The sequence below is a fragment of the Roseburia sp. MSJ-14 genome, from assembly GCF_018918225.1.
Lineage (GTDB): Bacteria > Bacillota > Clostridia > Lachnospirales > Lachnospiraceae > Petralouisia.
Genome location: NZ_JAHLQD010000050.1, coordinates 58,404 through 71,956 on the forward strand (window position 1 = coordinate 58,404; position 13,553 = coordinate 71,956).

Sequence of the window (13,553 nt, forward strand, 5' to 3'; positions counted from 1 at the left end):
TCATCCTTTTATTTGTATTTTTTTACAAAATCCTCAAGTCTTTTTCTGTACTTGCTTTGGATTTTCATGCTAACACCAATTTGTTTTCTTGCTAATTTTTTTTGAATTGCCCTTCTATATACCTGATTTTCCACTATATGTAAAAACAGCTTTTGCACTGCTCTTGGCTTTTCACATAACCACTGTGCTATAAAGAAACCAGACTTTTCATATAATTCAAAAAACAATTTTCTTTTCCTTTGTTTTGGTGTGTGTGTCAAGTGCCTACAACTTTTTATAGCTTCCTCTTCCCCTACTTCTTCCTGCATTACCTGATTCTCAATTTTCCTTAACAATTCGTCTGCTTTATTGGTTCTGCAACATACTAATGATATTCCCTTTTTCTTATATGCTCCCAGCTTCTCCCCTGCATATTTCCAAAAATCTGCTAAAACAATATCTGCATTACGCTGTAAATTGGCATATTGACAATTTGCACAACATTCCCTGCTATAATATCCTTTCAAATATCCCTTATGAAACGGATGTATACCGCTTGCACATACGATGTCTTTTCCACCATCCGTTTTCATAGATATTTGATTATTTTTCCACCCCAGGCGTTTATCCCTAAAACAAATTTCCTGGACTTCTTTTCCAAGCCCTTCTTTTGTTTCTTTCAAATATTCCTCAAATACCGAATAAGATGGTACTCCATGGCAAATAACTTCACAGGTGTACAGATTCGGATAATCTTTACCTAAAAATGCATACAACGCTGCGGTTTGGCATCCAACACCACTAAACAAAACCTTCTTTCCTGTCTCTAAGTCCTGCTGCACCTGTTTCCAAATATCCGTGGTTTTGGACTGCAAATATTTCGACCTTCTTAACTTTTTAACACTCTCAATAGAATCTGCTCTTACATGTGTTACTTCGCCTACCCCTTCCTGCATTGCACCATATACAATATTTCCGTTTACGATAAACTGCTCTGCAATCTTAAAAAAGACTCCCCCTGATGATACAGACATCAAATCTTTATCTGTTTTCGCTGCTACTGCATAATATTTATTTTTATCATATACGTTATCTTTTGTTCTTTTTATACAGCAATGACATGAACGCTGACATTTTCCACATTCTATGCATACATCGTTATCAATTACCGGATAGTAGAATCCACTTTTGTCCATTTTCATAGTAATTGCTTCTTTCGGACATACAGCAACGCATACGCCACACCCGGTACATTTTTCTTTTTCAACAATCTGTTTCATCTACATCACCTTTTTTCGATATTTATGATACATTGTTAGCAATAACTTTTTATTTAATACGATTGCAAAAATAATTGCAATTCCTATATTTATTACATCGGTAACCAAATATTTTTTGTAATATATTATATTTATCACAAAAAGCATCAAAAAGGAAACTGTATTTTTCTTCCAGTTATATTTTATATTTACATACTTTTTTAGTTGTAACACCCTAAAAGAATATATAACTACATAACTTACAGCGGTAGAAAGAGATGCTGCATAAAGACCTATTTTCCCAATTAATGCTACGTTTACCAAAAGATTAATCATAGCTCCCGCAACAGATGTAACTCCAATTATCTTCGTCTTTTTTAATGCTATATAGATACTTCCGCAACAATTTGATAAACTTGCAAAAAAAATACCCCAACATAAAATTGGAATCTGATTATATGCATCTCCATATGATTCATTAATAAATATCTTAAACAAAATGGGAGTACCTGCAATTAATACTGCCATTCCCCCAATTAGTACTTCGATAATGGTTTGGCTCATATTGCTATAATATTCTTCTGCGTCTTCATCTTCAATTGCCAAGGAGGCATTTTCCTGCCAGGCAAGATTAAATACTCCGGTAACTTCACTCAACAAATAAGGAATCTTATTGGCAACCGCATAAATAGCGTTCATTTCCAATCCCAAAAACCATGTTACGATTACTCTGTCTGATAATTTTACCACCCATAAAGATATTGCATTAGGAATCATCGGTACAGAATAAGCAAGCATTTCTTTTAAACATTCTTTACTAAAATAGCGATAAGAAACTCTCTGAGGAATTTTCAGTGCCCCAATTAAATATATATTTGCAAAAAGCAACGCTATATTTAATGCTAACAACAATCCAGGCAGTCCTTTATCAAGCCCCGACAATAATACCGCAGCAAAAATTAATGTAAGCACTGAATTGATTGAAATTGCCATAACATACTTTTTCAGTACTCCAAGACCTCTTGCCAATTGCTTTAATAAATCTACTATCATTTCTTGGAAAAGGTACAGTCCAATCAACACCCTGTTTATTGTACTTATTCCCGGCAATACTGCACTTGTAATTACTAAACAGATTCCGATAATTATAACTGCAAAAATACAAATAGTGGATATATATTTTTTTATCTTTTCCTCATTACCCCGACTTTCAAGTACAAACCGAAATGCTGCCATTTTAATTTGTAAGCTTGCTATAGGCAATAGTAATGACACCAGAATGGTTATCAAATCATAGGTTCCGTATTCTGCTTTGGTTAACATTGCCGTATATATCGGTAGTGTTAAAAATGATACCAGACCCGGAATCACATATCCGATTCCTAAAATAACGGTATTTTTTATTAAACTCTTCTCGCGCGACACAATTTTCAAATTCCCTTCTATCCTATCAGCTTAAAAAGTTCATCATAAAACTTTTCTTTTCTTAATGTATCCATTTCTGACTGAATTACTTCTTTTTCCTGTTTATATTTTTCCTGCATTTCATCTACGCACTTTACTGCACATTCTTCCTGCATATTTTTTACATCTATTAAGTAATCCAATTGTGAAAAATGTTTTAAAAGCACTTGATACTTATATGACCATCCAACAGCAATACACGGGATATGCCGTTTATATGCATGTACAATCGAATGGTATCGAGAAGCTACTACATAGTCAAACTGAGCAACCAGCTCATCATAATCTAAACAATCCAATTCGTCCTCTATAAGATATACTTTCTTATGATTCTTATATATCTCCTTCAGTTTTTTGCAAAACTCCTGATCCGGCGTTGAATGTTGTACAATATATATGTTTCTTCCGATTTGCAGCAATCTGTCAATTATCCCTTTATATAAGTTAATAATCTCTTCTTCTTTGCTGTGTTCCAACACCTTTTTGTTTGGAATAATTCCTACACTGTTTTCTAATATTTCAAAATGCTTCGGTTGTATTTTTTCTTTGTAGATTTCATCTCTATTCACTTCTCCCCCAAGCAATACCATATCAACAGACAAATATAAGTTATCCAACTTATATTGTGATGTTAACTCTTTATAAGATTCTTCTTCCCTTGCATATATTGCCATAGGATATTTTAAGAGTCCACTTGCTAATCTCTTTATATAAATTTTCCAGAACTTTGCATAATGAAATGGTCCAAAAGATTGCGGCATTATTATCATTGGAATTTTTTTCTTTTTCATTATCTGAATTCGATATAAATATTTTACGGAATTCAATGCAGACCATTCAGATGAAAAAGAGTATCCACTAATATCAAATGCCAGACACGCATTATCTAAAATCTCCTGAATTTCCTTTATCCTTTCCTTCTTCTCTCCTAATAGTACGGAAGCGACTTTTTTTATTCCACCTGTAAAATACAAAATATCTTTTGCATCAAAAGGCACTACTTTAACATTATATTCTAAATCCATTTTAGGAACATCGTTTGTCTTAGAATTACAAAAAACAACAACTTCTTTTCCCGGCATATGTTTCCGTATTTCTTTGATGATTTGAAATGTCATAGACTGAGCACCCTTATTAGCTACTCCTCCTCCCACAATTACTACATATTCCATATCTCTATTTACGCATCCTTTCCTATTCCCTAAATTAGTTTTAACCACTGTTCTACGGTCTTTTCTGCTGTAAAATATCCGGCTCTTTCTATGGCTTTTTGAGCATATACTTCCTGTACTGTCTCTTCTGACATAACTTTTAAAATTGCTTCTTTTAGAAATTCTTCTTCTTTTTCTAACATATCCTTTGGTGCATTGTAAACATTAGAGCAAACCGGTGTAAGTATTCCGTAATCTACCGTCTCTACTTTTTTACACTCCAGATTAATATCTGCATTATCCTGCATAATTTCTCTTGCACCATATTTAAAATCTGATGCGATACACGGAACTCCACACGCCATTGCCTCTACCAATGCATTTCCAAATCCTTCCCACAGTGATGGAAATACAAATAATTTTACTTTTGAAATCAAAGAAAACGGATTTTTCAAAAATCCGCAAAATATAACGGATTCTCGCATTTCAAGTTCGTCTACCATTTTATACAGATAATCTTGTAACTCACCTTCTCCTAAGATATACAATTTTGCTTTTGGTTCTTCCTTTAACACTTCTTTAAAGGCTCTTAGCAGATGCCACTGTCCTTTTTGTTGCACAAATCTTCCCATGGTTGCAATTGAAAAACTATCCTGTTCAACCTCTACCTCCTCACATGGCATTACCGCTTTTTCTTGTATTTCCTTTACATCGTAGCAATTATAAATCGTGCATACATTTTCTTTTTTAATATTAAAATTATCAATTAAATCCTGACGTACACCTTCCGATATAGCAACCACTTTATCTGCCTTATTATAAAGCAACTTTACCAGGTTACTTACTATTATTTTATATTTCCAATTATTTTCCCCCGATAATCTAGTACGCACGGAAACAATTGTTTTACAAAACTTTTTCCCTGTAAGAATATTGGCAATATTAGCACTATCCAGAAAACTTATGACTGCATTATACCCTTTCTCTCTTTTTAATTTTCTAAGTAATCGTAACCTTTTAAAAAATACTTTTCCCTGATATAATAATCCACTTCTGTTCTCTTGAGGTTCTAAATCTAAAGAAATAATATTTCCTCTATAAGGATAAACAATATGTTCACGACTGTTAAGGATTAAATCTATTTCACAATCTGTTGGCAAATTCATTACAATATTTGATACTGCTCGCTGTGCTCCTCCTAAATCAAGTGTCGATACCACAATGGCTATTTTCATACAAATCTCCTTCCTTGTTAACTATCACATTTGCTTTCGTTTTCTTAAAGCACATTGGAATGTTGCCTATCGTTTCTTATATCTGAGAACAATATTTCATATACCACAACTGAAATATATAATATGCCCATAAAATCTTCGGATATGGTTTTTTATCTGATTTTTCTACTTTGCTTATTAATTCTTGAACAACATCATAATTAAAAAATCCTTGTTCTTCTATAAAACTTTTCTGTGATACTCTTGCAACTTCCTCTTTTAAATAAATTCGTAACCACTTTCCTAGTGGAACTCCAAATCCCTTTTTCGGTCTATTCATCATTTCTTTTGGAACATAATCATACAAGATATCCTTTAAAATATACTTTTTACTTCCCGAATGGTATTTATATTTATGGGGAATTCTAAATGAACACTCCATTACTCTTTGATCCAATAACGGGCAACGCATCTCTAACGAATATTTCATCGATGCTCTGTCTGCCTTTGTCAAAACATCTTCCGGCAAGTATGTATACATATCCAATAACATCCTTTTTTCTTGCCAATTGTGCACATTTATCTCACTTTCCCGAAGATATTTTATCTGCCCATTACTTTTTTTTAACATTCGTGCTACAAATTTTTCCGGTAAATCCTCAAAAAGCTGTACCTTCGTTGTCTTTTCTCTATTTTCCAGTAAAGCAACTGCTTCCTGCGGCAACTTACGTTTTATTTTATTTCCCGACTTATTATTCAGTATTCGGTTTCCAACTCCGGCCAATAAATCTAATTTCTGAGCATAATATACAAAATCATACATGGAATATCCGCAGAAAAATTCATCTCCTCCATCTCCGGATAATGCCACTGTCACTTTTTCTTTTGCAAGTTTTGATACTAACATTGTTGGAATCTCTGATGGATCAGCAAACGGCTCGTCAAAATAAACACATACATCCTGAATCATATCTAACATATCTTTCTCTGTTACATATAACTCTGTATGTTCTGTTCGTAAATATTTTGCTGTCTCCTCGGCAAAAGTAGCCTCATTTCTCTCTTTCTCATCAAAACCAATCGTGAATGTCTTTACACTTCCGCCGATAATGTCATTTGCAACTGCTGTAACCAATGTAGAATCAATTCCACCACTCAAAAAAGTTCCTACTGGTACATCAGCCACTAATCTATCTTCCACTGATTTATAAATTGTTTTCTTTAATTCTTTTTTGCACTCTTCATAATCTAATATTTGCTGTTCTTTTCCTTCTGTAAATTTTTCAAATAAATCCCAATATTTCTGAATTTCAATATTTTCTCCATCAAATATCATATAATGTGCAGCTGGTAATTTAAATGTATTTTTATAGATTGTATCCGGTTCATTAATATATTGATAACACAAGTACTTTTCTATAACTTCTGTATTTATTTCCTTTTGAAACCAAGGGGATTTTACAATCGCTTTTAATTCCGAACCAAATATAAAGTTAAAACCATCCCAATAGTAATATAGAGGTTTTTTACCAATTCTATCTCTTGCCAGAATAACCCTGTTTCTCTTTCTATCATAAATAGCATAAGCAAACATTCCCTCTAATCTATATACCGCCTGCTCTCCCCATTGAGCATAGGCTGCCAAAATTACTTCTGTATCACAATCTGATACAAAATGATGCCCCTGTTTTCTTAACTCTTCTCGCAATAACTTATAATTATAAATTTCCCCATTAAACACAATGACAAAATCCCCATTATTATAATGCATTGGCTGATGTCCTAATTCAGACAAATCTAATATTGCTAACCTTCTCTGGGCTAGCCCCATACTTTTTCCACAAAATTTCGTCTGCCAAATTCCCGCATCATTTGGACCTCGATGATACATTGTATTATTCATTTCTATCAATTGATTTTCTGATATTTGATTCCCTATGTAACCACATATTCCGCACATACTTCTTTCCTCAGTCCACTCTTTTATTTCCCATTAATAATTCTTCATAACTATCAACTACATTCTTCCATGAAAATTTATCCAATACTTTTTCTCTACTAGCCTGTGCAAATTTCTTTGTCATTTTGTAATTCTGACAACACGCAATTATTTTTTCTGCAAATTTTGTGTTCTCTACAATGAATCCATTATCGGTAATAAGCTCTTTGCTTCCCTCACAAGGAGTCATCACAATGGGTAATCCACACGCCATTGCTTCTAGCACAACATTTGGCATTCCTTCTTTTGCTGACGGCAAAATAAATAAATCTGCATTCTGATAATAAGGTACAATCTCACTCTTATCCTTCTGTCCCTCAAATTGAACCATATTATCTATGTGATGTTCTTTTACCAATCGCTCTAATTCCCCACGATATGGTCCATCTCCCACTACAACTAATTTCACTTGCTTGTCTGTACTATCCTGAATCTGTTGCAATTTCGGAATAACAAACTGAAGTCCCTTTCTTTCTATTAGTCTGGAAACAAAAAGTATGGTAAATTCTTGAGATTCCTGTTTTTCTATTGGATAGAACATTTCTGTATCTACTCCATTGCATATAATTTCAAAATTTTTCTTATGATAAAAGTCAAGCGCCATATCCTTAAGCCCCTGACTATTTGCAACCAATGCATCTGCATTTTTCCATATAAGTTTTATTGCCGGAGCTATTACTTTATATACTTTCGTAAATCGCTCCTGAAATCCCGGAACATCTCCGCCGCCAAAGCGAATCACATATGGCAGCTTGTACTTTTTCTTCAGCAGATACCCGATTGGCCCACTGGGAATACCAAAGAATACCAGACAATTATCGAATTTTTCCTTTTTATGTAGCTTTTTTGCAACCGGATATGCCTTCATCAGATAACTAAGCATCTCTTTAAAGCTACAATGTTCCTTATGTTGGCGTAATGCATTCACCCGTATGATATTTACACCATTTATTTTTTCTTCTTGTGGCATATTCCGGTAATTAGCGGTAACCACTGTTACCTCATGCCCTTTGTCTACCAGTCCCTTTGTCAGAAAATAACAAGCATTTGCTCCGCCTCCACCAATTGGTGGAAATTCATGGGATACTACCAATATCTTCATTTATGCTTCCTCTTCCTGATTCTCTATCACTTCTTTGATACTATAAGAACTATCAATTCCCGATCCATAGTATGTTTTACTCATCATATCACTCATTAATCCAAATACAAACATCAAAAGTCCGGTAATGATAAAGAATACCGTAAGCAATGGTGGCATAAGATTGCTGGACATTTTTCGTCCTATAGCAAACAAAACCACAGACCAGACACCACAAATTCCTCCAAGAAACAGGCAAATCATCCCTCCTGCCCCTAAGATATGTAATGGTCTTACCGCATATTTACTCCAAAACCATAAGGAAATCATATCCACAAATCCCTTTACGGTACGTTTCCAGTTATATTTGGTTACTCCTGCTGTACGAGGTCTGTGGTTTACTACTACTTCGCCTACACGAAATCCCTTAATTCTCAACAATGCCGGAATGAAACGATGCATTTCTCCATATAAATTGATGTGTTCAAAACACTCCTTTTTATATATCTTTAAAGAACATCCACTGTCATGGATATTATCCTTTACGATAATTCCACGCAAGAAATTTGCTACTCTTGACGTAAATTTCTTCATAACTGTATCTTTTCTGTTCTTTCTCCATCCGGAAACAATATCCAAATCATTTTCTTCTAAATATTTTACTAATTTGGGAATATCTGCCGGGTCGTTTTGTCTGTCTCCGTCCATTGTTACAATATAATCATATTTTGATGCTTTAATGCCCGCATCCATTGCTGCGGTCTGTCCAAAATTCTTACGCATACGAATATATTTTAATGGATGTAATTCCTTACACAATTCCGGAGTTTTATCTTTTGAACCGTCATCCACAAATATAATTTCAAAATTATATTTTTCCCTTGTACACACTTCATAAATTTCTCTATGGAGTTCTTTTACGTTTCCCTCTTCGTTAAAAACAGGTACTACTACTGAAATTCCTTCCATTTTCCATTGCCTTCCTTACTTCCTAAAAATCCGATTTTTCATTCTGCGATAACCAGAAATAAATCTCCATGCCTTGCTGTTTTTAATGGTTGCAAGTTCAGTTTCTGCCTCTTCTAACTTTCCTTGCAACTCTTCAATCGCCCATGCCTTGTGATTTATTTCATTTTCTTTTCCCATTATGTAATTATCTATTTCATATTTGAAATCATGTTCACTCCAAAATACAGAAATATTTTCCATAGTTATCGTAAGCATATCGTATTTCTGAAAATCACCTGTGAGAACATACTCTGGTTTATGCGTCAAAAACACATCTTCCTTTTCAAAATGCTGTGCATTTACATTTTGAATCTCCACGCCCTCTTCTTCTACGCAGGTTTCCGCACACACGCACATAAATCCATCACATGGATGAAATCCAATGGCTTTTACTCCTTCCGGAACCGGTATTTTAAAAGCAACTTTATCCTTTGTCCAGAACTTTATAATTTTTTTAATCTCATTCTCTTCGTCTTCTACAAATCCCTCACCGAAATCGTAATAATATCTACTGCATATTTGCAGGTTATGTCCCACATTTGTTTCTGAATAATGGTGTAATGCTGTATAGCCGATATTATTGTTCTTTAATAAATCCTTTCTCATAAAATAGCTGGGCAAAAATCCTCTGCTTTGCATATACACCGGTAATACATAACTTAACAGTTCCGTACTCAATTCTCCATACTTTGTTTTCTCAATTTCTTCCAATGCCTTGGTTTTAATAATGGCACATCCGTTTTCCACTTGAATCGGTGCCTTTTTCTCAGAAAGTATCACCTGAAGTTCATTTTCTTCATTAAATGCATCTACCGCTTCATAGTAATCTTTCCACTTCTCATAGTTACTTACAGCATATGCCTTGATATAATCCATTCTTGAGACTAACATTCCCTCAAACTTATTTTTTTCTAATAGTTCAATTTCTTCCTTTAATTCTGAAACACTTCCCAGCAAATTGTTTATATAAAAAGATTCTCGTTGCACAATACTTCCTTCCGTTTCAAATTCTCTTGCTTCAAATGGATTTATCATAACAACATATTCATAATCTTTATAAGATGCTTCTATATCTATTCCAAGACTCTCAATACAATTGCTCCTTCTTTTTCCAATATAGACATCTGCAACTTCCCGAAATTCATGGCATCTTTTTTCCACCATTTCTTTCTGCACAATATTTTTTATGTTTAAAAATATGGCAACTTTCTTTTCTTTTGTTTCCACCATAATTCCTCCTACATAACATGGAATAATAAAAAATTCTCAACCAAATCTCGTTGATTGCAAGTTCTGATTAAATTTGAGTAAATAAAATCTGTATCATAATCTGTCTCTTTTTCAAGGAACTCTAAAAATTCCTTAACAAACGGACTGGTAGCATTATATTCTTCCTTTGTAGTAAAAAATGTTCTGCGCTTAAAGAATGGGGATTTTCTTTCCTTGATTACTTCTAACGGAACGGTAATTAACGGACAACATCCTGAGATTTGAGGGTCTAAACCTTCATAATCGGTATAACAATCCCATTTAAAACCATTATCGGCAAAGTACTTGGTAATAACCTGTTCATGTTTACCGCCGGATTCATAATAGGAATGTATTTCCGGCATCTCATCCCAGTATTTCTGAAACAGTTGTGAAGAAACGATACTTTTTCTAAATACCATAAAGCTTGACTGGATATGTTCCGGAATATACCCATAAGGGTTATCCCACATTTCCTGAGCAACCGGTGAATCTTCCTGAAAGCATTTTGTGATTCCCCAAAAGTCCAGTTCTTCTCTCTTGTCCATTTCATCGAACATTTCTCTTAAGGGATAAATCGGTCCCATAATGGTATAATTCATCAAAACAACTTCGTCATACTTCACTAATTCATCCCAGCCTAAGCTATCCAACCCTGTTTTATATGTCCAAACATCGAATCCTTTATTTTCTCTTACAATGACAGATTCTGTATATTTTCCGAATAGCTGTCTTCCTTCAGATGTTAATTTTCCATTACATACAACAATGAGTTTTTCCAAATGTTGTGAAAAATCCTGCAATACATAATCTATATATTGGTCTGCAATTCCGTTTTTATCGTAAAAAAAGTAAATTCCCAACCTCTTCATAACTATTATTTTCCTTTCCTAAACCAAGAAGTCCAACGCCAACTTTTTGTAGCCTTGATCGCTGAAATCTCATTTTCCAACTGCTTATTTTTCTCTTTTAATTCATTTATAGTTACATTGGCTGTTTTTGCTTCATCATCTAGTTTTTTTCTGTCTTTTAATAGATGCTGCACTGCTCCAATCAGTTCTTCTCTTTCCTTAAATATATCTTTCATCTCTTTCTCAAGTCCATTTTCGCTCCAGAAAATAGATATATTCTCCATAGTGATTATAAGTACCTTCGTATTTGAGAAATCTCCTTCAAGAATATATTGTGGATCTTTTGTCAAAAACAAATCTTCTTTGCCAAATCGTATTCCATTGGTATTATGAATCTTAATTCCCTCTACATTACACTTTATATTACTGCATACACACATAAACCCTTCACATGGGTCAAAGCGAATATACTTTGTGTTATCAGGAACTCTTAATTTTATTTCTACTTTTTCCTTATGGAATACCTTTGCCTTGTATGCAACTTTTTTTACTTCCTCTACCTTAAAACCTTCCCCTACATCATAATATACCTCAGCAGCTATATTATAGTAATTGACATTTATTCTACTTACATATTTATATCCGTAAAATGTATTTAGTAAATTTTGTCCTATCAACTTCGGACACACATTAGCAGTAAATTTTCCTCTGCTTTGCGCTATTAGCGGCAATAAATAACTCCAGTTCCTTCTATTTTTTGCTATTTCTTCTTTTACTGCCCCTTTGTGCATTTGAAGATATGCTTCTAAAATATCTGTTCTTACCCAGCAACAATTTCCCATTGCAACGGGAGATTCCTTTTCTTTTCTCACATCTACCCCTAATTGATGCTTATTGACAAACTCTTTTACCTGTTTATAGCTTCTTTTCCAATCCTCTTCTGCTAAAGATTGATATTCGCCGTGTACCGGAGCATTGGGAATAAGCACTCCCAATCTTTGATTTTCCTCGAATAGCGAAAGCACCCGTTCTATATATCCCCTGCTTTCTAACATTTCACGATATAAAAGTTCTTTTGCGGACAATACATTATATGCTGCAAAAAAATCTTCCTCATAACTATCTATCAAACATACCACATCATATGCTTTGATTTTATCTTCAAAATACGCTAATAATTCAAATTTTTCCGCATCTTTCTCAATACAACAAATCTGAATTTTTCCTTCCTCGTATTGTTTATTTTTCTCTTCTACTGCCAAATATACATCTACATCATCCGGAATATTCTTTAAAAACTCACAATATTCGTGAAAATGGTTTTCCCATCCTATTGTAGAAATAAAAATACCACACTTATTTTTTCTATTTACTTTCTTTTCACCAAGTGTATCTTCAAGTATATAATTCAAATTCAATCCATTCATTAAATCGCGCAAATTAGCACTTCTTAACAGATGCTCTATTATCATATCCGTATTATAGTCGGTTTCTTTATCCAAATAATCAAACAATTCTCTTGCCGGCAAATTTGCATTTTCCTGAATGGTTCCGGTTAAATCATTGATAAATAATTTTCTTTTAAATATTGGGCACTTTCGATTTTTAACCAAGTCTACAGGCATATTAAAAAGAGGATAAAATGTTTGTTCCACTAAATCCTCAGTATCTACATAAACGTCCCACTTATAACCTGCTTTTTCAAAAATCCCCGTGAAAATAGCCTCATGAAGTCCAACCGCATCTTCATAACGATTAATCATCGGCCGTTCATCCCAATATTTATGAAATTTCTCACTTCGAATCATCTCATTACGCACTGCAATAAAATGCGACTGAATATGAATAGGGATTGTCCCATCCTCCATATTTCCCCATGGGTCAAATGGAGCACCGTTATGAATGGTAATTCCCCAAAAATCTAAATCTCTTTGATCCATTTCCTGGAACATGGTACTAAAATGTCCTATCGGTCCCATGATTGTAAAGTTATACATAAAAATTTCGTCATAGGTATCAAGCACATCCCAGCCATAATATTCTAAAGCAGATTTGTATGCCCAAACATCAAATCCCTTATTTTCTCTTACTAAAATATCTGTATTTGGCAAAGTTTCAAATCTTTTTTTGCCTTCTTCCGTTAATTTTCCATTGCAAACCACAATATTATGAGTTGTATTTAAGACCATATCCTCCAACATATACATAACATAGTCGTCTACAATCCCATCGTTATCATAAAAGAAAAATATCCCTAATCGGGTTATGTTTCCCTTCTCGTTTAACCTCATCCTTCCAC

The 13,553-nt window shown here is 33.9% G+C and carries 10 protein-coding genes; all 10 read right to left on the minus strand.

Features of this window, described 5'->3' with window-relative positions; translation table 11 throughout:
* Positions 1-8 precede the first annotated feature (8 nt).
* Positions 9-1,259, minus strand: coding sequence for a Coenzyme F420 hydrogenase/dehydrogenase, beta subunit C-terminal domain (locus tag KQI83_RS13725; protein WP_216559235.1), 1,251 nt, complete (start codon positions 1,257-1,259; stop codon positions 9-11).
* Positions 1,260-2,663, minus strand: coding sequence for a lipopolysaccharide biosynthesis protein (locus KQI83_RS13730; protein ID WP_330622456.1), 1,404 nt, complete (start codon positions 2,661-2,663; stop codon positions 1,260-1,262). It abuts the gene before it with no gap.
* A 17-nt stretch (positions 2,664-2,680) separates the two neighbouring features.
* Complete coding sequence (locus tag KQI83_RS13735) at positions 2,681-3,874, minus strand: polysaccharide pyruvyl transferase family protein (protein WP_216559241.1); 1,194 nt, start codon at positions 3,872-3,874, stop codon at positions 2,681-2,683.
* Between the two features lie 29 nt (positions 3,875-3,903).
* On the minus strand, positions 3,904-5,088 hold the full coding sequence (locus tag KQI83_RS13740; protein ID WP_216559244.1) for a glycosyltransferase: 1,185 nt from the start codon (positions 5,086-5,088) through the stop codon (positions 3,904-3,906).
* 76 nt (positions 5,089-5,164) lie between these two features.
* A complete protein-coding gene (gene asnB / locus KQI83_RS13745; protein WP_216559247.1) occupies positions 5,165-7,027 on the minus strand; it encodes an asparagine synthase (glutamine-hydrolyzing) in 1,863 nt (620 codons plus the stop codon).
* A gap of 10 nt (positions 7,028-7,037) precedes the next feature.
* Positions 7,038-8,168: a glycosyltransferase family 4 protein gene (locus tag KQI83_RS13750; protein WP_216559250.1), complete on the minus strand. Its 1,131-nt coding sequence runs from the start codon at positions 8,166-8,168 to the stop codon at positions 7,038-7,040.
* On the minus strand, positions 8,169-9,116 hold the full coding sequence (locus KQI83_RS13755) for a glycosyltransferase family 2 protein (protein ID WP_216559254.1): 948 nt from the start codon (positions 9,114-9,116) through the stop codon (positions 8,169-8,171).
* A 15-nt stretch (positions 9,117-9,131) separates the two neighbouring features.
* Positions 9,132-10,385 carry a rhamnan synthesis F family protein gene (locus KQI83_RS13760; protein ID WP_216559257.1) on the minus strand — a complete coding sequence of 418 codons (1,254 nt, stop codon included), beginning with the start codon at positions 10,383-10,385 and terminating at the stop codon, positions 9,132-9,134.
* Between the two features lie 8 nt (positions 10,386-10,393).
* Positions 10,394-11,275 (minus strand): rhamnan synthesis F family protein, encoded by an 882-nt coding sequence (locus KQI83_RS13765; RefSeq protein ID WP_216559260.1) that lies wholly within the window; start codon positions 11,273-11,275, stop codon positions 10,394-10,396.
* 5 nt (positions 11,276-11,280) lie between these two features.
* Positions 11,281-13,545 carry a rhamnan synthesis F family protein gene (locus KQI83_RS13770; protein WP_216559264.1) on the minus strand — a complete coding sequence of 755 codons (2,265 nt, stop codon included), beginning with the start codon at positions 13,543-13,545 and terminating at the stop codon, positions 11,281-11,283.
* Positions 13,546-13,553 lie beyond the last annotated feature (8 nt).